Genomic DNA, 24,219 nt, shown 5'->3' with positions numbered 1-24,219 from the left:
GTGTTTTTTCCTCCAGGTTCTTTTCCCAGAGGCAGGAGAGGCACACGTTTAAGTACGCAGAACGCTTACGTTCCCTTTGCCTCCGGGCTAGCGGGGCGCGTCATCCAGGCGCCAACCGGGGATGGGCAACCCCCCGCACACAAGCGGGTACCGCACGCGGCACCCGATTCGATTCTGGGTCGTTAGAACATATAAAATCGGCAGCCATCGTTCGGCTGGAACCGAACGCACCATAAACCTTCTTATGGCAGGACAATAATTCCTGCCCCTGGAGACAGGATCCGTCGACACCTCACAGCCCCGGACAGCCGCACCCTCCCTCCTCTACGTGGGCGAGGTGCTCCTCGGCGTAACGATCGCGCTCTGGTACATAGCTCTGCGATGCCGGCGGGGAATCTCTCCCATACCGGAGTAGTTTCTCTCCCGGTCGCACACGAGCCCGTTAAACCGCCCTCAGAATCATCTTCACCTTTCCCACCCCCGAGCAGAACCATAAAGGGGTACCGGCGCCCACACTGGTGAACCGGACGGAGCGGAGCCCTCATGAACGGCATGATCACGGATTTCCTGGTAGTCGCAGATCAGATCTTCATCCTGGTCCTCCTGATCGCCGCCGGCTATGTCGCGGTCGCGACAAAGATCGTGGACCCCCGGGCCACCCGGGGTCTCTCCGGGCTCCTCATCAACATCACCCTGCCGGCGCTGATCATCGCCTCGATGCAGGTGCCCTTCACCACCGAGCGCCTCGCGGGTGCCGAGACCCTGATCCTCGCGACGGGGGCGCTCTACGTCATATCGTTCGCCATCGCCTGGGTGGTCTCGAAGGCCATGCGGATTCCGGCCGCGGAGGAGGGGGTGCTCCAGTTCGCGATCGTCTTCGGCAACGTCGGGTTCATGGGGTTTCCAGTCGCTCTGGCGCTCTTCGGGGAAGAATCGCTCTTTTACGTCGCGATATTCAACCTCGTCTTCAACGTTCTGGTCTTCTCGGTCGGGATCATGATGCTCACCGGGGGGAGGGGGGAGAGGTTCGATCCAAAACTGCTCCTGAATTCCGGGATCGCGGCTTCCATCGTCGGGCTCGCCCTCTTCCTCGGATCGGTCGAGATCCCGAGCCCCTTCATCGACTCGATCGACCTCCTCGGCGGGGTGACGACGCCGCTTGCGATGATCATCGTCGGGGCGATGCTCGCGACATTCCCGACCCGGGAGATGGTCGGGAACTGGCGAAACTGGGTCGCGAGCGCCGTCCTCCTCCTCGCAATCCCGGCGACCTACTGCTACCTCATCGCCCCGTTCTTCCCCGACCCCTACATCAACGGGATCATGATCACGATGGCCGCGATGCCCGCCGCCGCAAACACCGTCATCTTTGCGGAGCAGTACGGTGCGGATTCAAAACTCGCGTCGCAGATCGTCTTCGTCTCGACGATCGGGTCACTCGTTACGATCCCGCTCGTCACGACGGTGCTACTGTAGAAGAGAGAAAAGCAGGAAGAGTGAATAATTACCGCCGGGATCCATCCTTGACGATGAAATCGATCTCCATCAGAACCCGATACCCCCTGCAATAACCCGGTATTCAGCCGGTACCGGGACGAAACCCGACTCTGTGCCTTGAACGGCCGTATTCACCGTTGCCGTCCAGGTATTTTCGCGTATCAAGCGTTTCGTGCCCCCCACTCCCCGGTACTCGAGGCTGAACGTGATCCCTGCTGCATCTTCCGGCGGCGGGGCGAAGCCGTCAAGGAATACGACCGTGGTGTAGGTACTGTTTGAAACCTGGATGAACTCAGCGACGCCAACGTCACCGGGGGTCGCAAGCACGGGCATGAGCAGCCGCAGCTCTCTCTTCATCTCCCATGCGGTCAGGTTGGTGGGTCGCTGGTACCGGGGCAGTCGCTGCAGCTCGTCTTCCGTCTGCAGCACCTCAAACGATATTGAAATATCGGGCGCACACTCCCCGGTCGCCGTGAATGCGAGCATCTTCCCGAAGGGTGTCTCCCGGAGCTCTGCCTGCCACCCGGTGACCCGATCGCCGACGAGCGCTTCCTCCGGGATCACCGGTTCGCCCGTTACGTTCGCCGGGATCGGGACCATGACCGTGGCGGTGCCGTTCGCGGCAGGACCGGGTAGACCGGTGATCTCGATCGTGTAGAAGTTACCCGGCAGGACGGTTTCGGTGAACGCGGGAGAGAAGAGGATCAGGAAGACAATTACGGCAAGGACGACAGTGATCGCCTTGAGAACATATTCAACCTTCATACAGACCTCGCTTCGGGCGTCGAACCCGCGGATGGACTGCGCATAACCGGATGTCGGTATCTACGGGTGTGAGGTCGACGTTCAGCTATAAACCTTTTCTGTGCCGCGCGTCTGCACATCAAGCTTCAGGGCTGGCTCCGGACCAGAGGTGGGCCGTTATGGTCCCGCCCTACCACGCAACCGTCCGCAGGGTCGCGAGAAGAAAGACCAGCCCCCCGAGGCCGGTGTTGACGAACGGGAGGTACCAGTAGACCTGGTCGATGGAGAGGCTCTCCCGGAGGAGGAGGGCGAGAGGGACGGCCGGGTAGATCAGGACGAGCAGGCTTAAGGGGTGAAGACCGGCAAGATAGATGACGAGAGCGGCAAGCCCCGACCAGAACGCGAGGCAGAGGAGAAGCGAGCGCCGCCTTCCGAGGACGACGGCCGTCGTCGTCATCCCCGCGGTCGCATCGAAGCCGATATCGGGGATCGCGGAGAAGAGGTGCATCGCTGAGATGTGGAGGTAGCCGGCGAGGACGAGGGCAAGTGAGGGGAGGGCGCCGCCCGCGATGTAGTAGCCGAGGATTCCCGGCATTATGTAGAGCATGTTCGAGGAGAAGTCGAGGACCGGGACCTCCTTGAACCGGAGCGGCGGAGCGCTATAGAAATAGGAGAGGAAGAGGAACGCGAGCAGCAGCGCCTGCCCGACAGTGTCGAGCACGAAAAGGAGCGCGAGGCTGACGGCGCCCGCAAGAGCGAGGAGGAGGAGCAGGTCCCGGCCGTCCGCATCACTGATGCGGTACTCCTTCACGTCCTTTTTTGGGTTGAACCGGTCGGTCTCCTGGTCCCACCAGTCGTTCACCCCGTAGATCAGGAGGTTTGCCGGGAAGAAGAAGTAGAGCAGGAAGAGGACGTAGCCGGGATCGAAGAAGGCCGTCCAGGAGTCCATCCCGAGGGCGTAGCCCACCACGTAGGTTCCGCCGGTGTAGATCCAGAACCGGAACCGCGAGACCCGCCAGGCGAGCGAGAGGAACCGGGGAGCCACGGACCCTCACGCCTTCAGGGTGTTCGAGGCGGCGCCGGAGACGATCCGGAACACCGACGGTTTCACCTTCCGCCGGTGGACGACGGCCGGGTCGCGTTCTATCGTCCGGGCCGTCCAGCGGTACATGTCCGACGCGGTCCGGATCGGGATCCGGTAGCGCCGGGGGATGTGCCCGAATCCTGCTTCCGCCGCCTCCTGCCACTCCCGGTAGCGCCGGAGCTGGAACCGGAGAAATGCTGCAAACCCCCGGGAGTCACGGGAAGCGGTCGTCGCCGAGAGGTCATCGAGCCCGAACGCCTCCATCTCTTCGCGGGGGAAGTAAGTCCGGCCGAGAGCGAGGTCTTCTGCGATGTCGCGGATGAAATTGACGTACTGCATCGCCCGGCCGAGGTTCTGCGCTGCAACTTGTGATTCCGGCGGGAGGTCGAGGATCCGGGCCATCATCAGCCCGATCACCTCGGACGATCCATAGAGATAGCCCTCGAGATCCCGGATCGTCCGGTAGGAGCCGACCGTGATATCCCTCTCCATCGAGGAGAGGAACGCCGCCGTCCACGCTTGATCAAAGCCTTTGCGCTCCGCAAGTTCGACGAACGAGTCGACCACCACGTCCCCCGTCGCCTCCCCGGCCATCGCCATGGCGTAGCGGTCGGTGAGGGCGTAGAACTCCTCGACCTCCTGCGGCACCGCGTCCACGTAATCGTCGGCGGTGCGGACGAAACTGTAGAGGGAAAAGACGTCCTCCCGCACCGCCGGCGGGAAGAAGAGGGTCGAGTAGAAGTACGTCCTGCTCCCCCGCCTGAAGATCTCGTAAATGGTCCTGTCGATCACAGAACACCCCTCATCCGTAGTGGTCTATTAACTCACGAGCGACGATCTGGGAGGATATCAGGGTCATCGGGACCCCGATCCCGGGATGGGTGTACTGACCGGTGTAGTAGACGTTGCCCACCTTCTTGCTCCGGTGCGCCGGCCGCCAGAGCGCCGTCTGCCGGAGGGTGTGGGTGAGGCCGAGCGCCGTGCCGCGGTAGGCGTTGTAGCGGTCCGCAAAGTCCGAGAGGGCGAAGATCCGCCGGGTCACGACCGCATCAAGGATATTCTCACCGAGGATCTCCTCCATCCGGCTCATAAGGTGGTCGTAGAGCCGCTCGCGGAGTTCCGGGGTATCCTCAAGGCCGGGGGCGAGGGGCGCGAGGAGAAAGAGCGTATCGGTGCCTCCCGGGGCGGCGGTCGTATCCGTCCTCGAGGGGACGTTGACGTAGAACGAGGGGTTCTCCGGCCAGGCGGCTTTCTTGGGATCGAAGATCGTCTCGAACCCCTCCTCCCAGTCGGGTTCGAGGAAGATGTTGTGGTGGGCGAGTTTCGTGATCTCCCGGTCCACGCCGAGATAGGCGACGAACGTGGACGGGGCAAGGACCTTCTTCTCCCAGTATGAGGCAGGGTAGGACCGCGAGTTCTCGGGAAGGAGGTGCATCTCCGCGAACGGGTAGTCCGCGTTCACGACGACGATATCGGTCTCGTGGGCGCCGAGCGGGGTGACGACCCGGCGGGCGACTCCCCCTTCCACGTCGATCGCGGTCGCCGGCTCATTGTAGCGGTACTCGACGCCGAACTCCCGACCGAGCGTGACGAGGGCCTCGACGACCGCCCGCATGCCCCCTTCGGGGTACCACACTCCCATGTTCATGTCGATATGCGTCATGATATGGTAGAACGAGGGGGTGTTTTTAGGCGAGCCGCCGAGGAAGCCGATGGAGTACTGGACGACCTTCCGGGCCTGGTCGCTTGAAAAGCGTTTTTTGACGTAGGTCTCCAGGTTCTCGAAGGGGCGGAGTTTCCTTCCCCGGGCGAGGAGCCGCCAGTCGAAGAAGTCGAAGATGCTCCGGTAGTCACGGTAGAGGAGGTCGTCCATCGTGGTCCGGTAGGTCTCCTCCGACTCGGCGAGGTAGTTTCGAAGTTTCTCCGCCCCGCCGGGTTCAAACGACTCGAAGAGGGCGAGGTTCTTCTCGATATCGGCCGAGACATCGGCGATTTGATCGTCGGCGAAGAAGACCCGGTATGAAGGATCGAGTCGGACGAGTGGGAAGTAGTCTTTTGGGCTTTTCCCGAACTCCGCGAAGAATCGGTCGTAGACATCGGGCATAAGGTACCAGGACGGTCCCATATCGAATGTGAACCCTCCATCGCGGTGGACGCTCGCCCGGCCCCCGGGCTGCTCGTTCTTCTCGATCACCGTGACATCAAACCCGCCCTTTGCAAGAAGGGCCGCGACGGAGAGCCCCCCGAACCCGGCCCCGACAATTACAGCCCGCATACACTCCCCCTGCCTGAATGGAAAACGGGTGCAGGAAGAAGCATATGGGATATAAACCTTGGTATCGGGGGCACGGAACGGGTGGTCAGCGCGGCGACCCGTCCCTGAGGATGACCGGAAGGGTTGCAAGGGCGAGGGCCGCCCCGAGGAGCGCCGGTATCGCAAGGCCGCTCCGCGTGAGGTAGCCGGTCCAGAACGCGAGGATCAGGAGGAGGCTCGCCGCCACCGTCCCGGGGATCGCTCGATCGCCCGCGATGAGCCGGAAGAGGGTGATGTAGACCGTTCCGGTCAGGATCCAGCCTGCGAAGTTCGAGACCGGCACGCCGTAGTAGGCGCCACCGTCGGGCCAGACCCAGAGGCCGGCGTGGACGACCGCCGGGTCGATGACGAGGTCGACGAGGAGGAGGACGAGGACACCGGCCGGGACCAGCCGCCACCACCCGGTCCCGGCGGCGGCGCTGGCGAGGGTGACGGCGCCGAGGAGCATCGGGAGGTAGGCGAAGGCGACCGTCCAGGGGACGAGGCCGAAGGCCCGGTAGCCGAGGTCGGCCGAATACGTGAACCACCCATACGGGATGCCGGTCGCGACGGCGTATCCCTCGACGGCGAGCGGGAGGAGGCTCAGGAGGAAGAGGAGCGCGATGCCGCGGGCGGGGCCGAGCCAGCGGACGAGGGCGATGTATGAAGGGAGGGCGAGGGCGGCGAGGAGGAGAGCCGGCCGGGTGATGCGCATAGGCAGGGGAAGGCTCCGGTGGAGATAAATCTTCCATGTCGGTGGCGGTCGCCGACGGCTACGCCTTGCTCCGCCCTGCGACGTCGCCCGCGACCAGAATCAGCGCCACCAGTGCAACGATGATGAACCCCAGGATCCATTGGTAGGTGATGACTGCATACAGGCCGGCCGCGGTGCCGACGAGCAGCAACGCGATGAGATATTTGCGCTCCATGTATGATGACCTGGACGTTTCGAGGTATATGTTTTCTGTCACGCATCTCTACGCATCCGGGGGTTGTTACCGGAAACAAAGAGTCTGGATCTCCACAAAGGGTTACGGGAGATGCTAACACCCAGGTTGATCGATCCTGGAACGGATCTCTCTGTGCGGAGAAGAACTCTACCAGGATAACTGTCGTCATTTCCCATGACAAAGGCCGTAAAGACGTCGGACGGCGAGCAGCACCAGGCCGACGATGCAGAATGCCATGAGCGCCAGGAGAACGAGGCCAACGCCCTGGCCAAAAAGCATGAGAAGAGGATCAAGCGCCGAATGGAGCCCCCTGATAGGGTCGTAGAAGAGCAAGAGAAGGAGCATCGCGACGAAGAGCCCCGTTAAGAGTGTGTTCATCGATATCTTTCGCTGCATGCTTCATCCGCCCCGTTACTGCAGATTCGGCCGTCGCTCAACGATGGTCGACGTGAGCGAGAACGTCCCCTCCAGGGAGGTTCATGTCACCGAACATGTGTTCGTGGTTTCGAACAATAAATAATTGTGTTAATCTGCCGGTGCGGCCCACGGGAGCCCCCGCACAAACCTTTCCCGGATTTCCTCCGGGGCGAGCGGAATATTCGGAACCACCGCGTTTCCGGGCTTCAAAACGACATGGATGAAGGTCGGCCCCCTTCCCCGGCTCTCCCAGGCATCCTTCAGCTCCCGCTCGTCCTGCACCTTGCAGGTCCGCCGGATCCCGGCGGCACGGGCGAGGAGTTCCATGTCCACCAGCCCGGAGGCCGGGGTGGGCTGGTTTCCGGTGCTCCCGAAGGCCCCGTTGTCCAGGCAGACGATCGTGAGGTTCTCTGGGGCCTCCGCCGCCACTACCGGGAGGACGGCGGTCCCGAGCAGGCTCCCGTCGCCGTCGAGGACGACGATATCCCGGTCGGTGGCGATGGCAAGCCCGAGACCGATCGGGGTCGCCTGGGTGTAGCTCCCGAGCATGTAGAAATTCAGGTCCCGGTCGTTCGCCGCGTAGAGCTCCTTTGAGGGGACGCCGATGTTCGCGACGACCGCCTCGTCATCCAGGGCGGCGGCGATCGCCCGGATCGCATCGTATCGGGTCATCACCGGGTCGCGGAACGCCCGCCGGTACTCGAGCGCAGACTCCCGGGCCCGGGGCGGGAACGGCTGCTCCGCCGGGCAGGCCTCCTCCGCCCCCTCCCAGAACGAGGGGAGGATCAGGCCCACGTGCGGCCGCATATTATCGTACGCGTCGCGGACGACCTCGTCGATCAATCCCTCGTCCGAAGGATCGCGGATGACCGTATACGGGATGTCGAGCGCCGCGAGCACCCCCGGGACCGCCCGGTTGAACGGCACCTGGGCCGGGATCGCCTCCCGGTAGACCCCCCGCCAGCTCGCGAGGACCGGGAGGGGGAGGCCGAAGGTGACGGTGAGGGACATGATCGCGTTCAGGGAGTTCCCGAGCCCCGAGCTCTGCATGTGGAGCACCGGCCGCCCTCCGGCCATCGCGAGCCCGGCGCAGATCCCGACACCGTCCTCCTCCCGGGTCAGGTTCACCGCATGGAGCCGTTCCGGGATGAGGGCACAGAACTCCTGCGTCCGGTCGCAGGGGAGCGACGCCACGGTATCGACCCCGAGGGCCGCGAGACGGTCGAGGACACATCCTTCACGCACGGATTGCCACCCCCTGCTCCGCGATCCAGGCTCTGACGGCATCCCGGAGATCCCCCTCGAAGGCCTCATCGGCCCGGACCCGGAGATAGGGCTCGACCGGGTAGCGGTCGAGGTCCTCGGCCGCACGCTCGTAGCCGCCGCCGGTCACGTTCAGGAGGATGTGCTCCTCCGGGCTGACCAACCCTTCCTCCGCCGCACGGACGAGCGAGGCGACCGCGACGGCCGCCGCCGGGTCGAGGTCGATCTCCTCGGTATCGGCAAAGAGCCTCCCGGCGGATCGGGCGTCGTCGTTCGAGACCGCATACATCCTCCCCCCAGATGCCGCGAGTGCATCGTAGACCCCGTCCCGGACCCCCCAGGGCGGGTGGCGGTTCGTCAGGACGCCAGCAGAAACCCGGGCGATCGATGCCTCGGCGTCGGGCATATCCTCGGCCACGATCTCCCGTCTCCCCGCCTCCCAGGCCCGGACCATCGGGACGAAGGGGAGGTTCTGGGAGAGGTGGAGAGCCGGGAGGCGGGAACCGAACCGGCCGTCGGCGATGAGCCGCTCGGCCGCTTCCCACGCGGCAATCGCCCCGGTCCCGCTCCCGACCGCCTGGAAGTAGGAGTCGGGGAGCCTCCCGGCGAAGAGCGTCCCGTCGAGCATCACCGTCCCCATCCCGTCACGCCGGGCGACGTTCTTCGCCCCGCCCTCGGGGACGATACCGGGGAGCGAGCAGACCTCCCGCCCGAACGCGATCGAGTCGGAGTAGTCCCCTTCCACCGTGATGAGGCAGACGTTCGGGGCCGGAACCGTCGTCCAGAGCCGGTCGGCGGCGGATGCCGGGACCACCACCACGACCGGGGCCCCGGTCAGGGCCGAGACCTGGCAGAAGGCCCGGCCGGTGTTCCCCGCCGAGGAGACCTGGATGACCCCGGCGCCCTTCTCCCCGAGGCGCAGCACCGTCGGTTGCGCCTCGAGTTCCTTGAACGAGCAGGTCTCCATCCGCCCGCCCCGCTCGGGCCAGTAGCCCGAGAACGTGATCGTGAGGTTTGAGAGCCCGAGTTCCCGGGCGAGACCGACGCTCTCGTAGGAGACCGGGCCGGCGTCGATCCGGAGATGGCCCTCGATGGGAAGCCACGAAGAGTAGCGGAAGATGCCGGGGAGGTCACGAAGGACGAGCCGGTGCTCGGCGTAGACTGTCCGGAGCAGGGCGTCGCACCCCGACGGGCAGTCGAGGGTGTAGCGGTCGGGGAAGGGCCGGCCGCATCCCGGGCAGTGGAGGAGGTACTTCTCCCTCACCGCCCCCCGCCCCCGGTGAAGGTGAACCGGGCATCGAGGACCATCTCTTTTAAGTCCCGGCAGAGATCTTCCGCGAGCGTCCGGCCCGACTGGCGCAGCGTGATCGGGACCTTCCGTCCCCGGACACGGAGCGAGCCCTCCCCGGCCTCGAGGGCGTTGTTCGGGCAGGCGGCCATGCAGGCGGTGCAGGCGAGGCAGCGGTCGCGGTCGATCCCGGTCTCGCGGGTAAACGCGCCCGTCGGGCAAATTACGGCCGCAGCACAGGCCGAGCACCCCTCGCACCACTCCGGATAGTAGGCCACCTCCCGGTTGGGCCGCTGCCAGACGTCGGCGTAGGTCGCCGTATCGAGGACTCTCCGGGTGTTGATGTCGGCGACCGGGAGAGCGATCTCATCGTCGAGGACGCGGAGTCCCGCCACCTGCCGGTCGTCGAGGACCGGGATCGCGATCCCGACACTCGTGATGCACTCCGGCCCTGCAGAGGTCCTGAACCCTCCCATGTAGCGGGGCTGCATCCCTGCCATATCGGCGATGACCGTGAGGTTCGGCCGCGAAGGAGTGCTCCGGGTCCCCTCCCCGGTCACGATACCGGCCGAGCCGTTCAGGAAGACAGGCGTCCCGTCCCGGATCGCGAGCCGTGCGGGATCGTTCTGGAGGGGATTGATCTCGCCGCACCCGCTGACCGAGACCTCCCGGCAGGGCCCCTGAAGCCCCGTGACCGAGAAGATGGTCTTCACCCGGGTCGGCTGGGTGTTCAGGTAGGCAGTGTAGTTCCGGTAGGCGCTCCGGGTCGTGAAGAGCCGGGCGTAGGAGAAGTCATCAAGGGTCACCTTCGCCTCGATCGACCGATCGGCAGCCTCCACCACCACCTCGATCTCCCGGCCCTCGACGATATCGCGGAAGAGGTGGCCGCCGCCGTAGCCGGCGCCGGCGTGGGCGGTCCCGGAGACGATCAGGTCGACGAGCCCGAGGCGCTCGTTCGGGCAGGGGCCGGGCATGCAGGGGACCCCGTTGAGCCAGGCCCGTTCGGCACGCTCGAATGTCCCGGGCGCTGCGACCGGAACCGAGAGGATCGCTGCGGTCCCCGACATCACCCCGCACGTCCCGGTGGTGACCACGTCGACGTCTGCGGCCGTGACCTCCCCACCCTCGCGGACGAGCCGCTTGAACTCCGCGGCGGTGTAGACGACCGCCGAACCGTTCCGGATCTTTTGGTCGATCTCTCTCATCGTCTTCATAACCTGATATCCTCCACCCGCACGCGGAGACCCGAGGACTGTGCGAGAATCATATTCACGACGCCCGTATGCGTGAGGTTCATCATGCAGTGGCCGGGCAGGAACCGTTGCCGCATCCCGAAGGTAGGTTCGCGCCGCACCGTCCGGGCAATCCCCTCGAAACCAACGATGTGATACGCCTCGATCTCCTTAAACCCTCCGCCCCGGGAGGCACGCGGCCCGACGACCAGGCAGGTGAGGAGACCACTCACGGGATTCGCGTGGATGACCGAGAGGACGTGCTGGACCGGGCAGCCCGCGCCGGCCGGCCTCCCGACGACGATATCCCCGGAAGCAATCTCCCACTTCTCTACGAGGTCCGGCCGGAAGGGGAGGATGATCTTCCGGGCCGAGACCTCGCCGGGGAGGGGGTTGAGGATGAAGTCGTACTCGCCGCCGAGGACATCCCGGCCGGTATAGCAGGCATCGCCTTCGGACCCGGTGGAGGCGGGGGTCCCGGCGGGGTAGAAGACACAGTCGGGAAGGCTCTTTCCCCCTCGCCGGACCAGGGCGATGAATGCCTCGCAGGTCGGAGAGCCGCAGGCCCCGCAGTCCTTCCCGGGCGGTTGCCATGCCACCGGACTAGTCCCCCCGGAAGAGGTAGTCGGCGTCCTCGAGTCTCCGGACGACCCCGAAGTGGTGTTGCCACCCAATCTCGGTCTTCCCGATGCAGACGGTGCAGACCCCAAGCGGCGGCGCACCCCGGAGGACGACTGTATCCGGGTCGGCTATTGCCGGGTGATCCTCGATCGCCCTGAGGAGGTAGCGCATCCCGGTCCCCTGGACGGCGTTCGTCTCCACGATATCGAGGTCGGGGTTCACCTCCCGGATACGTTCCCGGAAGACCTCCTTCTCGGCCTGGGAGACGAGGTCGATCCGGGTCACGACCGCGACATCGGCGAGCGCGAGCATCGCAGCCATCTTCAGGGGCGTGTTTGTCCCCGATATTGCAGAGAGGACAACGATCCCGAGCCCTTGTGTGGTGTAGGGCGAGCAACGGAGGCAGAGCCCGGCGCTCTCGACCAGGAGGAGGTCGGCGCCCTCCCCTTCGGCCCAGGCGATGGCGTCCCGCATCACCATCACCCCGGCGTGGTCCGGGCAGAGGTCGCCCGAGTAGACCTTCCGCGCCGGGATGCCGAACTCGGCCGCGAGTTCCTCGTCCTCGAACGCCCGGACGACGTCGATCTTCAGGTAGGCGATCCGGTGCCGGTCTTGCAGGGTGCGGATAACCTGCCGAACGACGGCGGTCTTCCCGGCGGACGGCGGCCCGGCGACGACGGCGAGCCTCATGCTCCGACCGGTTCCGTGATCAGGTCGCCCGCCCGTATCTGCTCACGCATCCGGAAGAGGATGCCGTCGAGGCGGCGGGCCTCCCGGAGAGCGGCAATCTCCCTGCCGTCCGGCTCGATCACCCGCTCGACCGCCCCGTCCCGCATGACGATCCGCCGGCCCGAGAGGAGGGAGACGAGGGGGTCGTGCGTGACGAAGATGACCGCCTTCCCGCCCGCCCGGAGAACCTCGATCACCCGTTCCTTGAAGATCCCGGCGTTCTCCACCTCGTCGAGGAGGAGGACCGGCGCCGCGGCGATCATGATCGCATCGGCCACCAGGAGCGACCGGGTCTGCCCGCCGGAGAGCGCGGTCATTCGGGCGTCCGGCCGGATTGCCTCTCCGGTGAACTCGTTTGCGAGGGCGATCGTCCTCTCGATGATGCGGTCGTCCTCGATCCTCCGGGACTGGACGTGCATCGAAAGGAACTCCGTGACCGTGAGGTCCGCGAGGCACCGGGTGTTCTGGGTGATCAGGGCGACGGGTTTGTGCGCCGGGTCGCGGACGAACTCTTCGGGGGGGAATTCGCCGTTGACGAGGACCGTGCGCCCCGTTGCGGTGTCGTTTCGGGCGAAGACCTCGATGTCGTTGATGAGGGCGCTCTTCCCCGAGCCGGTGGGGCCGACGACCGATATTGTGTCGCCGGGGCGGATGGTGATCGCTTCGAACCGCTCCGGCTCGCCGCCCCGGCTCAGCCCGGGGAGGATCGTGATCTCCCGGATGGGTGAGGGATCCATGGGAGAACAGTCGCCGCTGATCATGATAAGCGTTTTCCTATGTTGAGGATAGTGTCACCATAAAAGGAAAATTTTATCTCCAATATACTACTAAAGTAGAACAATGCTCTCGCGAAAGATCTTTGAAGCCGAGTTTGCCGAAGCGCTCCAGGAAGAACTCGCCCGGCAGGACATGAGCATCCGCGACCTCGCTGAACGGGCGGGGATCCCGGCCGCCACCCTCTACAAGCTCACGTCGGGCAGGGCGGACCCGCGCCTCTCGACCGTCCGGCGGATCGTCAACGTCCTCGAACCCCGGGAGAAGAGTTTCATCGCGGTGATCGCGGCCCGGTTCCTGCTCGATGAGATCGACAACCGCGACCTCCCTATCGGTGGGAAGCAATACCACATCCGGGGCTACGCGGCGAACACCCTTGAGGAGTGCATCGCCGCCGCGGCACGGGCGGAGAAGGAGGGGGCGCTCGGGATCGTCTGCGCCCCAATCCTCGCGTCGATCGTGGAGAAGATCGTCGACTGCCCGGTCGCGATCATCAAACCGCAGCAGCAGACGATCATCGAAGCGATCGAGACGATTGCAAAGAGGGTGTAGGAGCCGGGGATCAGGCCGTTATGAAGTCGATCAGGTAGTAGTTCCCACGGTACTCTGCGATCTTCCCCCGGTAGCCCTCGGCGATCCGCAGCGTCTCGTTATCGGAGAGCGGCACCTCCATAAAGCCGGTGCGAAGGGTCTCGTTCACTCTGGGGAGGCGGGCGAGATCGGCATCGGTGAGCGGGGCGACCTCGTCTCCGGCGTTCAGGAAGTCGGGTTTTGTCCAGCCCCGGGGGTACCCGGAATCCTCCAGGTCCCCGTTGCTGATGTTGTAGAGTGTGAGGTAACAGCCGCTCAGCCCCTTCACGTCGGCGGAGGAGAAGAGATAGTAGAGGACCTTTCCGGGGGAATCGGGATCGTACCGTCCGGTGCTCTCCACCCAGTAGGCAACGCCGCCGAGCTCGAAGTAGCCGCGAAGGACGTCGCCGCTGATGGTCAGGTGCGCCCACCCGTCCCCGTCAAGCGTGCCGGTGAAGGAGCCGGTGTTGTGCCGCGTCTCCTGCAGATCCGCCGTGCAGGGCTGCCCGGCGATATGCATCGCGAGCGGTTCGCCGGAAATCAGGTGATCCCGGATTGCCATCGTATCGTAGACCGCGAGTTCGTAGCGCAGGATCGAGGAGAGGGTATCCACGCCCTCGACCGGGACATCCCGCTTCTCCGTGAAGAAATCGATATGAACCAGGGCCTGATCTTCGGTGGCTATCTCCTCGTGCGGGGTTACGGAGGCCTCCGCGACGGGTGAGAAGGCCGCAAAACCCGCCGCCAGCGCCGTGACTACGGCGGTAAGGAGGAGCGCCGGGATTATCGAACCGCTCTCTGTCATCTCACCACCTCTTCCGGCCGACGAGGAGGAGAACCCCCGTGAGCGATAGAGCCGCGAGCGCGGAGCCGAACCCCGGAACGGTCCGGGGCAGGGGCTCCAGTTCCAGGTCGAGATCGTTCGTCAGGTTCTCAAAGATGAACTCCTCCCGGAGGGTGGAATAGCCCTCCATCTCGACCGTGACGGTCTGCCGGTAACCGAGGGCATCTTCTACCAGGTAGCGGCCGTCTTCTCCCGTTACGTTCGTCCCCGCAATGGATTCGCCGTCGAGCGTAAACACCGACTCGAACCGCACCGACGCACCGGGAACCGGACTGCCGTTGGCATCTGTCACCCTGCCCGAGACGGCGATCAGTGGGGGCGGCGGGATGCCGATGCGGACGGTCAGGTTCACGGTCTTCTCAACCCGGCGTCCATGGGTGCCCGCCACGACGGTGATCGCGTTCTCCCCGGCGGAGACCGGCACCGAGCAGGCGAACTCGGGACGGTTTCCGCACGAGACCTCTCCGGCTCCGCTCCGAACAACCACGCTGTGCAGACCTGCAGAGGCATGCACCTCCCCGACGACGGCGACGTGCGGCGGAACGACGTCGATCCAGATGGTTTCGCCCTCACGCGGGGAGGTGATGTTGATGGCGATCGGGTCTTCGACGGGCGGCGGGTGCTCGTTGATGACGGTGAGGATGAGGTCCCCGGCCGTGCCGAAGATGAAGGTCGCGTTGTCGTGGTGGTAGGAGCGAGAACCGCTCGGGACCTGGTTCACCCAGGTGCAGGGCTTCTCGACACCCGCCGGGGTGGGGATCTTCGCGGAGCGTTCGTCGCTGATGGAGAAGAGGTGGTTCCCGTCGCTATCGAAGACCAGCGTCTTCTCATCCGCTGTATGAACAAGGATCGAACCGAACGGTATCCCGGTGGTCACACTCCCGTCCCACTCCGGCTGAAGGCTCAACTCGCCGGAGATGGCGATCGTCTCGATCGACTCGTTCACCTTCAGTTCCGGGATCAGGTGCTGATTGGGACCGAGATCTGCGCCTGCCGCCGGGGCGGCCGCGAGCAGCAGCGCGAGGAGGATTGTCCCTGTTCCGGCCGTTCTGCTCATCCTTCCTCCTCTGGTTCTCTCACGGCCACGTCGTCACCACCAGGTAGTACGCCCCTTCGTACTCCAGGTGCGGGTAGACCCACGTCTCCCGGTCGGGGCCGTAAGTGTCCTGGAGCGCCCTGCTCTCCGCGTAGGAGACGTTGGTTCCCCCGATGAAGCGCCGGTCGCTCATACCCCACTCCCACGCCGACGGGTTGCGCTCATCGCCACGGATGACCGCGTCGAGCGCCGGGTGGTCAGCAAAGTCCTTCTCGGTCAGGGGAACGACCACGTTCTCTCCCGGCTCCGCCCCTTCCATGACGTAGAGCATCGGCTGCCCGCCCGAACCTCCCATTGCATAGATGAGGAGGGCATCGGCGAGCATGAAGCCGAGCGCGACGGCGACGATCCCGATAAGGCCGCACGCGATGACGAGTCCCGCCATTCTGAGCCGGTTGCCGGATTTCTTACCGTCTTCCATTCTGCACCTCTTCAAGCATCCTAATGGAGCAGGACGCGGGTGGCGTAGTACACGCCATCGTACTCGAGGATCGGCGCATTCGCCGTATACACACCAAACGACTCGGTGAGTGCGAGGCACTCGACCTCTGTCATCGGGACCGACGCAGATTTCACCACGTTGGATTCGCTGCCGGCCTCGCGGATCGCAGAGGCAAGCACCGGGTGCTGCTTCAGGTCCCGGTCGGTCAGATGGATGACGGATGCATTCTGCAGATCCTCTTCTACGACCACCTCCACGGTCAACGACTTCGGAGGCCCGTCGATTCCCGTGACCAGGGCAATGAGGGTTGTAACTCCGAACACGGTCGCCGCAACGAGGATGACGACACCGATGAACGCGAAGATCCCTACGGCAACCAGGCGCTTCCGGTCAGTCTCCATGCAACCTCCTCCGGGAGCCCGTGCTCCCGCTCACATCGCCGCTCCTCAGAACCATCCTGTATCCCTCGAGCTGTATATGATGTGCAGGGGGGAGGCCGACCGTTCGGCACGCGCACGCGGTTCAACCCCCTCGATCCGGAACGTCTCCCCGTTGAGCGTCACGCTCCCGATAAGGCCGTTCTTCGAGGTCGTCAGGAGGACGTCGCTTTCGCCGACACCGACGATCCTCCCCTCGTAGGAGTCGATGTCGTCGTCGATCTGCTCGAAGTTCATCCGGTGCACCTCGGCAAGGTATTCCGTTCCGCGGACACGAAGGAGAAGCGTGCCGCCCTCTATCTCCCGGGAGAGGGCAGCGTGGTTGAACGTCACGATATCGTAGCGCCCGACGCCCTTCGGGATCTTGAGTTCATCCGGCGCCGGAATCCCGGCGGCTGCAAGGTCGGAGACCGATGTTGCGCCCGCGACGATTACGTGTGTAGAATCGCCGACGGCCAGAACCGGGACGCCGGCAGTATCTTGAGCGCCTGCACCCAGCGCGATCGCTGCTGCGACGATCAAGCAGACCAGGAGAGCGATGCCCCCGATGAGGGATCGCCTCATCCCGCTTCATCCCCCGGCTCGTCCATGCGGGAGAGGTCGACGTACCTCTATAAGGGTTTTCTGTCACGATCCTCTACTCCCCGGGCACTTCGAGCCTATCTGCTCCCTGAAGAGGCGCGGGGGAGGAAACGGAGGCAGGGGAGAGAAAAAAGAGTATTCAGAAGTTGTGCGCGGGGACGCACCGGTTCTTCCCCGCATACGGCACAACGGGTCTGTGGAGTTCTATCCCGAGCGCCTCCCGGAGGAGGTCCTCGATCGTCTCCACGGTCACGAACGTGAGTTCGTTCCGGGCGTCCTCGGGCACATCTTCGAGATCCCGCTCGTTCTCCCGCGGGAGGATGACCGTCCTGATCCCGGCCCGGTGCGCCGCAAGCACCTTCTCCTTGATCCCGCCGACCGGGAGCACGGCGCCGGAGAGGGTCACTTCCCCGGTCATCGCGACCGTCGGGTCGACCGTTCTCCCCGTGACCAGGGAGGCGAGGGCCGTAAAGAGAGTCACGCCCGCAGACGGCCCGTCCTTCGGGGTCGCTCCCGCCGGCACGTGGATGTGGATGTCGCTTGCGAAGAAGTCAAACCCGGTCGCGATGACCGCGAGCCGCGAGCGGATCAGGCTGAGGGAGATCTGGGCCGACTCCTTCATCACGTCGCCGAGCTGGCCGGTCAGGGTGAGCTTCCCCTTGCCGGGCATGAACGTCCCCTCGATGAAGAGGATGTCCCCGCCGACCGGTGTCCAGGCGAGGCCCGTCACCACGCCGGGCGGGTTCTCCTTCCGCGCCACGTCCGGCCGGACGGTCTCTCTGCCCAGGATCTCCGGGAGCATCTCCGGAGTCACGACGACCGGCAGGTCGACCGTCCCGGAGACCACTTTCGCCGAGACATGCCGGGCGATCCGGGCAAGCTGCTTCTTGAGCGTCCGGACACCTGCCTCCCGGGTGTAGCGGTCGATGATCGCGGCGAGTGCCTCATCCTCGACCTGGAGTCTCTCCGCATCGAGGCCGTGCTCCTCCAGGGTCTCCGGCAGGAGGTGGTCTTTTGCTATCGCGAACTTCTCGTTCTTCGTGTAGCCCGAGATCTCTATGAGCTCCATCCGGTCGAGGAGCGGCGCCGGGATCGTCGCAAGCGAGTTCGCCGTCGCGATGAAGAGCACGTCCGAGAGGTCGTAGGGGACCTCCAGGTAGTGGTCCGAGAACGTGCTGTTCTGCTCGGGGTCGAGGACCTCGAGGAGGGCGCTTGCCGGGTCGCCGGCGTAGGAGACGGCGAGCTTGTCGACCTCGTCGAGGATGAAGACCGGGTTCTTCGCCCCGGCCCGCTTCATCCCCTGGATGATCCGGCCGGGGAGCGACCCGACGTAGGTCCGCCGGTGTCCGCGGATCTCCGCCTCGTCCTTGACGCCGCCGAGGCTGATCCGGACGTACTCCCGGCCGAGCGCGTCGGCGATGCTCCGCCCGAGGCTCGTCTTCCCCGTGCCCGGCGGACCCGCGAAGAGGAGGATCGAGCCCTGCTTCTCCTCCTTGAGTTTCATGACCGCGAGGTGCTGGACGATCCGCTCCTTGACCTTCTCCAGGCCGTTGTGGTTGCTCTCCAGCACCCGGCGGGCCTCCTCGATATCGATGCTCTTCTTCTCGACCGTCCAGGGGAGAACGAGCAGGAGGTCGAGGTAGTTCCGGATCCCCTGGCTCTCGTGGTGCTGACTCCCGCCCGTCTCGAGCTTCTTCAGTTCGGCGAACGCTTTCTTGCGCACCTCCTCGGGCATCGTCGAGCGCTCGATCCGCTCCCGGTATCCGCCCTCGCCGTCAGAGTCGTCGCTCCCGTTGAGCTCCTCCTGGATGACCTTCATCTGCTCGCGGAGCATCGCCTCGCGGTTCGCCTTCCCGACCTTCTCGGTGGCCTTCTGCGCCACCTCGATCCGGAGGTTGATGTTCTCGTTCAGGTTCACCAGGATCCGGAGGAACGCGGTGTAGCGCTCCCGGGTGGAGACAATCTCGAGGAGCGACTGCTTCTCGGCAACGCCGATCGGCAGGAAGGGCATGACGAACCCCATGATCTGGTCGACGGACTCCATCCTGTCGACGGGGCGGGTGAACTGCTCGGAGCCCTGGAAGTTGCCGCTGAGCTCGTGGACGGCCGCTCTGACACGCCTGAGCATCTCCGCCCGATCACCCTCGTCGAGGTCCGGCACGTCCGGGAGCGGTTCGGGGACGACGTAGAACTGCCCGTCCCTCTCCGAGAGCGTTACGGCCTTCACCCGGCGGGTTGCGTGGGCAAAGACCAGGTAGCCGTTGTTTGAGGGCTGCACGTGCGCGATCATAAGGAGGTTCCCGGTCGAATAGAGCGCGTCGGCCGGATCCTCCGCCCCGCTCTTTGCGGTCAGACCGACCGCGTACGCCGATCCGTCGCTCTTCATGGCGGCGATCAGCGCCTCCCCGATGGCCGTCTCGACCTGGAGTTTCGTCCGGGTCTCGGGGTAGACCACGGTCTCGGAGAGCGGTATGACGATGTAGTCTCGGCTGGTGTCTTGTTGTGGTGAGTTCATGATGTCTCCGGGTTGTTTAGTTCGCATTTACCTAACAATTTGGCCGGCCAAAAAAATCATCCGACCTTTCTCAGGATCTCCACAAGGAGATCCACTTCGTTCTCATCGAGCGTCCGCACCACCCTCTCGATCATCCGGTGGAGCGCGTTCTGCTCGGCGTTTGCCAGCATCCGCCCCTTCTCGGTCAACCGGATGTAGGTGACCCGCCCGTCGTCGGGGCACTTCTGGCGGTAGGCGCACTCCATCCGGGTGAACCGATCGACCATCTCCGTCACGGTGGGTTTTGAGTTCCTGGTGATCTCGGCGAGCCTGCTGAACGTCATGTCGCGGTGCCCGTCGATGACTTTCAGGTAGGCAACCTGCTTCACCGTCACGTCGCTGAGGCCGCATTCGGAGATGATCTCGGAGGAACATTCGTTTTTGATGGCGATCAGGCGATCAAACACTTCGAACAGGTGCTCACGTCTCGCCGCCATGGTTGATACCCATTAGTTTGGGTAGACCTAACTATAAAGGTTGTGATGGCGACCGGCACCGGGAGAGCCACCTTCAGGGGTCACGCCTCCTTCGCCCGGCCGGTTATGGTCGGATCCTGAATGAGATGGGTCCGGATGCCCCGACGTGTAGACGATTGTGACAGAAATCGTTTATAGCGGAACGTTGAACTCTTCGTTGATACGGTGCAACGGCGATCCGACCGGACGGACGGATGCCGGCGTCCGGTCGGAGGAGCATGTCGACAGGAACAATCATCATCGGCCCCCGGCGGATCTTCCAGAAACTCAACGAGAAACCGCTGCGCGACGACCTCACATTCTACTTCGCGATCGTCGCAGTCGCATCGGTCCTATTCATGGCGTTACCCCTCCTTACGGGAGAGGCAGCGGAGATTGAAGGGCTGCACCGGATCGGGTTCATCGTAGCCGGCACCCTGATCGTCCTCGTCCAGGGCCTGATAACCGGGGCCGTCGCCCTCCTCGCCGTCAGCCTCGTCGAGCACTTCTTCCTCCTCTTCGTCGACGTCCACCGCGAGTTCGAGCAGACGATGAAGTCGGCGGTCTACGCTCTCTCGCCGCTCATCCTCTTCTCCTGGGCGGTCCTCCTGAAGATCCCGTTTGCCGGCCTGCTCCTCCTCGCCTGGTTCTGCCTCTCGACCTACTTCGGCGTGTGGATATTCCACGAGAAGTCGAAGGACCGGGCTGTCTTCGTCGCTCTGGCAACCGGTGTGGTCCTCACGTACTACCTCCATCGCTGGCTCCTCGATCCCGTGCTTGTCCTGCTCTCCTCCTGACCCTGGCCGGCTGCATCGCACGTGCCGGCCTGTTGCGGTTTGCTTGGCTCTGTTGAAACCCTGTTCCGATCTTCATCCCTTCCCTGATGAGGCTGGTGCCAGGCCTGGTTTGTCCTTGGGACGACCTTTTTCCCGGGCGGGTTCTCATGCAGTGGACCGTGGTGGCTATCGCCATTGGGGGTGGGGCTGACGGGGAGGGGGAGACCCCCTCCCCTGTCTCTTACGCGCGAAGATCCGCATACCTCATCGACCCCACTCCACCCGGCCTCCGGCCTCCTCCCCCGCCCCAGGGCGGGGGCAGTCATGGCGATACCCGGTGGAAAGCCGTGCCCCTGAGTACCCCTGATTGCGGCCATCTGGAGCAAGCAGGCAGGTTCAACAAGGCCGTTCGCTCCGGAACGCATGGCGGCTAAAATCCTGCGACATGTAGACGATTGTGACAGAAATCGTTTATAGAAGAACGTTGACATTTCCCGCAGGTTTACAGGACACGGGAGCTGAACCGTGCCGAGAACGGTGCAATATGTCGCGTAAGATCGTCGCCTCTCTTCCCCGGAGCCGGTTCTCGCCGGCCATTCCCCCGCTCGTCGCGGTCGCGGCATGCACAGTCTGGGCGGGTATCGCCGTGAGCGTCTCCGGGGCACCGGGACCGGCGCCGTCGTCCGTCCTCCCCGTCTTTGTTCTCGTGATCGTCATCCTCGCGGCCGCGGGGGCCGCGACGCCGCTCCCGCTCATCCCGGGCGCCGTCCCGGTCAGGAGAGAGCAGCAGGCGTTGCTCGCCGCCATCGCAGCCACCGTCCCGTTCGTCGCCGCCCTGGTGATCAACCCGGACCGGTGGCCGGGCGGCCCCGCCCCCCTCCTCGCGGAGAGCGTGCCGGTCTTCGGGTGGTTCTTCGACGGCATCATGGGCGTCCTGCCGCTCGCGGTGGACACCCTCGCCTACCGCCTGTTCTTCTCCGGGTTCGCGGTCTTCGGGTTCTACCTCGAGTGCGTGCTCATCGCCGCGATCCTCTATATCGTTCTTCGGACGGTCGCCGCCTTCGATCCGGGGTTTCGGGAAGAGAGGCACGCTGAAGAGGAGGGATAGATACGCCCCCGAAGAGAAAAACGCTCGCCCTCGCCCTCACCGCGGCATACTTCATCGCCGTGCCCGTGACCGGGGTGTATGCCCGGTTCGCCTACCCCGGCAGGTCCATATACGGGGCTGCAGACCTCTCGCCGGTGCTCCTCCTCTTCTGCATCGTCTCGCTCGCGGGAGCGGCGCTCTTCTCGTTCGCTCTGGCGCAGGAGGGCGGCAGGTGGTGGGCGGCGGTGCCGCTCGCGGCGCTTCTTGCGGCACTCGCCGCCTTCGGCCCGGCGCCGCAGTCCTCCGGGATCAGCCTGTTCGCGACCGTGCTCCTCGCCCCGGCGGCCCTCGTCCTCCTGCTCGGAGCGCTCCCGTTCAGGCAGGGGACGGTCGCGTGGTTCTCCGTGATCGAGGCGGGGATCATCAGTCTCTTCGGCATGGCCTGAGCATACGGCCTCTTCCTCGCCCCATCACTCCCGGCGAATATCCGGGTCGACTCGCCGTCGCTCTATGAGTTCGCCGGAGCGGCCTACGTCTACGTTGGGCTCCCGCTGCTCGGCATCATGCTCCTCGCGCTCGCCTCTCAGTGCAGCCGGCAGGCCCGATGAACTGAATTAGAAAAAGGCCAGGTAGAGGAAGTAGACCCCGATCAGGACGATCGCGACGCCCATAACCCGATCGAAGACCTCGCCGCTCACCCTCGCCTTCTCCTTGATCTTCTTCCCGACCGCACCCCCGACCGAGCTGATGACGATGAGGGGGATCGCGAGCCCCACGGCGTAGACGAATATCGTGAAGAGGCCTTCGAGCACCGTCTGGTAGAGCGCGATGTAGGTCAGGACGACGAGGAGCATCGGCGCCCCGCGCCCCACGGTGATCGCCCCGAACGAGAGGCCGAGGAGGAACGCCCCCGTAACGGTGTAGGAGACGGGCGCCCGGAAGCGGTTGAAGATGCTCCGGATCGGCGGCTTGTAGACGTGGAGGAGCTGCAGCCCCATCAGGATCATCAGCACCCCGCCGATCCCCCACGCGATCGTCTCGTCGAGGAAGAGGAGGTATCCCCCAATGTAGCCCGCGACCGCCCCGAGCGGCAGGAGGACGAGGATGGTGCCGAGCGAGAACGCCACGGTCAGCCTGAGGATCCCGGCGAGCGAGAGATCGGTCTTCCCACTCGTCAGGTAGCCGATCAACCCGAGACAGAGGACGCTGTTGCAGGGGCAGATCCCGGCGACGAGGCCGAAGACGAAGATCCCGAGGACCGAGGGGTCGAAGGGTGCCATCAGAAGAGGTTCGACCGCAGCCGGAATTAAACCTGTGGTTCCGGGATCGCCGCCTCCCCGGCCGGAGATGCATTTAGAGAGGTATTTCAGAGCGAAGACTCCATACTCACTGAACAACAATGGTCCCCTGGGAGATACTATTCGCCGTCGTTCCCGGCCTGATCCTCTTCTTCTACGGCATAGAGAATTTCTCCCGCGAGATCCTCGCGGTCGCGAAGGGCAGCTTCGCCGCGATCCTCGGCAGGGTGACGGAGCGGCCGATCCTCGCCGCACTCCTCGGTGCCGCCGTCACCGCGCTTGTCCAGTCCAGCGCGGCGACCACGATCATCACCGTCAACCTCGTCAACAGCGGGACGCTCTCGTTCATCCAGAGCCTCGGGATCATCATCGGCTCGAACGTCGGGACGACCGCCACCGCCCAGCTCGTCGCCTTCAAGATGACAGCGTTCGGGCAGGTGCTGATCCCGGTCGGGTTCCTCGTCGGGATCTTTGGGCGGCGCTACAAGTTCCTGGGGAAACCCCTCTTCTACTTCGGCCTGGTCTTCTTCAGCCTGAATCTCATCTCGACGGCGCTCACGCCGTTCCAGAACGACCCCGAACTCATCGGGCTTGTCACGGAGTACTCGGCGCTCCCGCTCGCCATCCTGATCGGGTTTCTCGTGACGGCCACGGTGCAGTCGAGCGCCATAACGACCGGGCTCGCCGTCATCCTCGCCCAGCAGGGGCTGCTCACCCTCCCGCAGGCGATCCCGCTCCTGCTCGGCGCAAACATCGGCTCGACCACGACGACCCTGATCGCCTCGGCACGGATGAACCTCCACTCCCGGAGGGCGGCGGTAGCTCACTTCCTCTTCAACCTCGGGGGCGTGCTCCTGATCCTCCCCTTCCTCGCCCTGTTCACCGATTTCGTGGTGTCGATCGGCGGGACCGAGGCGCAGATGGTGGCAAACGCCCACCTTGCCTTCAACCTGATCACGGCGGCGGTTTTCCTCCTCTTCATCGGGCGGTTCGGGCAGGTCGTCGAACGGCTGGTGCCCGGGAACGAACCCGAGATCCTGATGCGGACACGCCATCTCGAGAACGGCATCCCCGAGGAGACGCACCTCGGGTTCGAACAGATCAAGAGCGAGCTCAAACATGCCCACGAGGTCACGCTCGACCTCTTCCGGGCGGCAATGACCTACCTCGCCACGGCAAAGGAGGC

General features: G+C 64.7%; 26 protein-coding genes and 1 pseudogene. 6 read left to right on the top strand and 21 right to left on the bottom strand.

Going from position 1 to position 24,219, the window contains the following annotated elements:
• Positions 1-543 precede the first annotated feature (543 nt).
• On the top strand, positions 544-1,476 hold the full coding sequence (locus tag FKB36_RS00920) for an AEC family transporter (protein WP_261596147.1): 933 nt from the start codon (positions 544-546) through the stop codon (positions 1,474-1,476).
• A gap of 69 nt (positions 1,477-1,545) precedes the next feature.
• On the opposite strand, the gene FKB36_RS00915 is transcribed toward FKB36_RS00920, so the two are convergent.
• The 13 genes from FKB36_RS00915 to FKB36_RS00855 form a co-directional block, all read right to left on the bottom strand.
• Entirely contained in the window at positions 1,546-2,262 is a 717-nt protein-coding gene (locus FKB36_RS00915) for a hypothetical protein (protein ID WP_261596146.1), read from the bottom strand.
• 169 nt (positions 2,263-2,431) lie between these two features.
• Positions 2,432-3,286, bottom strand: coding sequence for a prenyltransferase (locus FKB36_RS00910; protein ID WP_261596145.1), 855 nt, complete (start codon positions 3,284-3,286; stop codon positions 2,432-2,434).
• Positions 3,287-3,292: 6 nt separating this feature from the next.
• Positions 3,293-4,117 carry a phytoene/squalene synthase family protein gene (locus tag FKB36_RS00905; RefSeq protein ID WP_261596144.1) on the bottom strand — a complete coding sequence of 275 codons (825 nt, stop codon included), beginning with the start codon at positions 4,115-4,117 and terminating at the stop codon, positions 3,293-3,295.
• A 10-nt stretch (positions 4,118-4,127) separates the two neighbouring features.
• On the bottom strand, positions 4,128-5,600 hold the full coding sequence (locus FKB36_RS00900; protein ID WP_261596143.1) for a phytoene desaturase family protein: 1,473 nt from the start codon (positions 5,598-5,600) through the stop codon (positions 4,128-4,130).
• Positions 5,601-5,685: 85 nt separating this feature from the next.
• Complete coding sequence (locus tag FKB36_RS00895; protein ID WP_261596142.1) at positions 5,686-6,333, bottom strand: carotenoid biosynthesis protein; 648 nt, start codon at positions 6,331-6,333, stop codon at positions 5,686-5,688.
• Between the two features lie 58 nt (positions 6,334-6,391).
• Complete coding sequence (locus tag FKB36_RS00890; RefSeq protein ID WP_261596141.1) at positions 6,392-6,547, bottom strand: hypothetical protein; 156 nt, start codon at positions 6,545-6,547, stop codon at positions 6,392-6,394.
• A 186-nt stretch (positions 6,548-6,733) separates the two neighbouring features.
• Entirely contained in the window at positions 6,734-6,946 is a 213-nt protein-coding gene (locus FKB36_RS00885) for a hypothetical protein (RefSeq protein WP_261596140.1), read from the bottom strand.
• A 147-nt stretch (positions 6,947-7,093) separates the two neighbouring features.
• Entirely contained in the window at positions 7,094-8,230 is a 1,137-nt protein-coding gene (gene comE / locus FKB36_RS00880; RefSeq protein WP_261596139.1) for a sulfopyruvate decarboxylase subunit beta, read from the bottom strand.
• Positions 8,223-9,512, bottom strand: a complete 1,290-nt coding sequence (locus FKB36_RS00875) for a cysteate synthase (protein WP_261596138.1) — start codon at positions 9,510-9,512, stop codon at positions 8,223-8,225. Before FKB36_RS00875 ends, comE begins: the two co-directional genes overlap by 8 nt.
• A complete protein-coding gene (locus tag FKB36_RS00870; protein ID WP_261596137.1) occupies positions 9,509-10,750 on the bottom strand; it encodes a methanogenesis marker 16 metalloprotein in 1,242 nt (413 codons plus the stop codon). The genes FKB36_RS00875 and FKB36_RS00870 overlap by 4 nt, the downstream gene beginning before the upstream one ends.
• Entirely contained in the window at positions 10,747-11,367 is a 621-nt protein-coding gene (locus FKB36_RS00865) for a (Fe-S)-binding protein (RefSeq protein WP_261596136.1), read from the bottom strand. Before FKB36_RS00865 ends, FKB36_RS00870 begins: the two co-directional genes overlap by 4 nt.
• 4 nt (positions 11,368-11,371) lie before the next feature.
• Positions 11,372-12,079 carry a GTP-binding protein gene (locus tag FKB36_RS00860; protein WP_261596135.1) on the bottom strand — a complete coding sequence of 236 codons (708 nt, stop codon included), beginning with the start codon at positions 12,077-12,079 and terminating at the stop codon, positions 11,372-11,374.
• Positions 12,076-12,855: an ATP-binding cassette domain-containing protein gene (locus FKB36_RS00855; protein WP_261596134.1), complete on the bottom strand. Its 780-nt coding sequence runs from the start codon at positions 12,853-12,855 to the stop codon at positions 12,076-12,078. The genes FKB36_RS00860 and FKB36_RS00855 overlap by 4 nt, the downstream gene beginning before the upstream one ends.
• 103 nt (positions 12,856-12,958) lie before the next feature.
• Here FKB36_RS00855 and FKB36_RS00850 point away from each other — a divergent pair, with 103 nt between their 5' ends.
• Positions 12,959-13,444, top strand: a complete 486-nt coding sequence (locus FKB36_RS00850) for a helix-turn-helix domain-containing protein (RefSeq protein ID WP_261596133.1) — start codon at positions 12,959-12,961, stop codon at positions 13,442-13,444.
• Positions 13,445-13,454: 10 nt separating this feature from the next.
• Here the strand turns inward: FKB36_RS00850 and FKB36_RS00845 are convergent, their stop codons facing one another.
• The 7 genes from FKB36_RS00845 to FKB36_RS00815 form a co-directional block, all read right to left on the bottom strand.
• Positions 13,455-14,267 (bottom strand): hypothetical protein, encoded by an 813-nt coding sequence (locus tag FKB36_RS00845; RefSeq protein ID WP_261596132.1) that lies wholly within the window; start codon positions 14,265-14,267, stop codon positions 13,455-13,457.
• A 1-nt stretch (position 14,268) separates the two neighbouring features.
• Positions 14,269-15,363 (bottom strand): carboxypeptidase-like regulatory domain-containing protein, encoded by a 1,095-nt coding sequence (locus FKB36_RS00840; protein ID WP_261596131.1) that lies wholly within the window; start codon positions 15,361-15,363, stop codon positions 14,269-14,271.
• A gap of 19 nt (positions 15,364-15,382) precedes the next feature.
• On the bottom strand, positions 15,383-15,823 hold the full coding sequence (locus FKB36_RS00835) for a hypothetical protein (protein WP_261596130.1): 441 nt from the start codon (positions 15,821-15,823) through the stop codon (positions 15,383-15,385).
• A gap of 20 nt (positions 15,824-15,843) precedes the next feature.
• Positions 15,844-16,245 (bottom strand): hypothetical protein, encoded by a 402-nt coding sequence (locus tag FKB36_RS00830; RefSeq protein ID WP_261596129.1) that lies wholly within the window; start codon positions 16,243-16,245, stop codon positions 15,844-15,846.
• 45 nt (positions 16,246-16,290) lie between these two features.
• Positions 16,291-16,845 carry a hypothetical protein gene (locus FKB36_RS00825; RefSeq protein ID WP_261596128.1) on the bottom strand — a complete coding sequence of 185 codons (555 nt, stop codon included), beginning with the start codon at positions 16,843-16,845 and terminating at the stop codon, positions 16,291-16,293.
• 157 nt (positions 16,846-17,002) lie between these two features.
• Positions 17,003-19,378 carry an endopeptidase La gene (lon, locus tag FKB36_RS00820; protein WP_261596127.1) on the bottom strand — a complete coding sequence of 792 codons (2,376 nt, stop codon included), beginning with the start codon at positions 19,376-19,378 and terminating at the stop codon, positions 17,003-17,005.
• Positions 19,379-19,434: 56 nt separating this feature from the next.
• Positions 19,435-19,854 carry a MarR family winged helix-turn-helix transcriptional regulator gene (locus FKB36_RS00815; protein WP_261596126.1) on the bottom strand — a complete coding sequence of 140 codons (420 nt, stop codon included), beginning with the start codon at positions 19,852-19,854 and terminating at the stop codon, positions 19,435-19,437.
• Positions 19,855-20,111: 257 nt separating this feature from the next.
• On the opposite strand from FKB36_RS00815, the gene FKB36_RS00810 reads away from it, so the two are divergent.
• From FKB36_RS00810 to FKB36_RS00800, 3 genes are all read left to right on the top strand, one after another.
• Positions 20,112-20,669 (top strand): YIP1 family protein, encoded by a 558-nt coding sequence (locus FKB36_RS00810; protein ID WP_261596125.1) that lies wholly within the window; start codon positions 20,112-20,114, stop codon positions 20,667-20,669.
• A 523-nt stretch (positions 20,670-21,192) separates the two neighbouring features.
• Positions 21,193-21,756: a hypothetical protein gene (locus FKB36_RS00805; RefSeq protein ID WP_261596124.1), complete on the top strand. Its 564-nt coding sequence runs from the start codon at positions 21,193-21,195 to the stop codon at positions 21,754-21,756.
• Between the two features lie 59 nt (positions 21,757-21,815).
• Positions 21,816-22,181: a hypothetical protein gene (locus tag FKB36_RS00800; RefSeq protein WP_261596123.1), complete on the top strand. Its 366-nt coding sequence runs from the start codon at positions 21,816-21,818 to the stop codon at positions 22,179-22,181.
• 168 nt (positions 22,182-22,349) lie between these two features.
• On the opposite strand, the gene FKB36_RS00795 is transcribed toward FKB36_RS00800, so the two are convergent.
• On the bottom strand, positions 22,350-23,015 hold the full coding sequence (locus FKB36_RS00795) for a cytochrome c biogenesis CcdA family protein (RefSeq protein ID WP_261596122.1): 666 nt from the start codon (positions 23,013-23,015) through the stop codon (positions 22,350-22,352).
• A 119-nt stretch (positions 23,016-23,134) separates the two neighbouring features.
• Between FKB36_RS00795 and FKB36_RS00790 the strand changes: the two are divergent.
• Positions 23,135-24,025, top strand: a pseudogene (locus tag FKB36_RS00790) (Na/Pi cotransporter family protein); the annotation flags it as partial.
• Between the last annotated feature and the right edge of the window lie 194 nt (positions 24,026-24,219).

It is taken from the genome of Methanoculleus formosensis (genome assembly GCF_025384765.1).
Taxonomy (GTDB): Archaea; Halobacteriota; Methanomicrobia; order Methanomicrobiales; family Methanoculleaceae; genus Methanoculleus; species Methanoculleus formosensis.
Note: the sequence above shows the minus strand (reverse complement) of the source record. Positions and strands in the feature narration are given on the sequence as shown.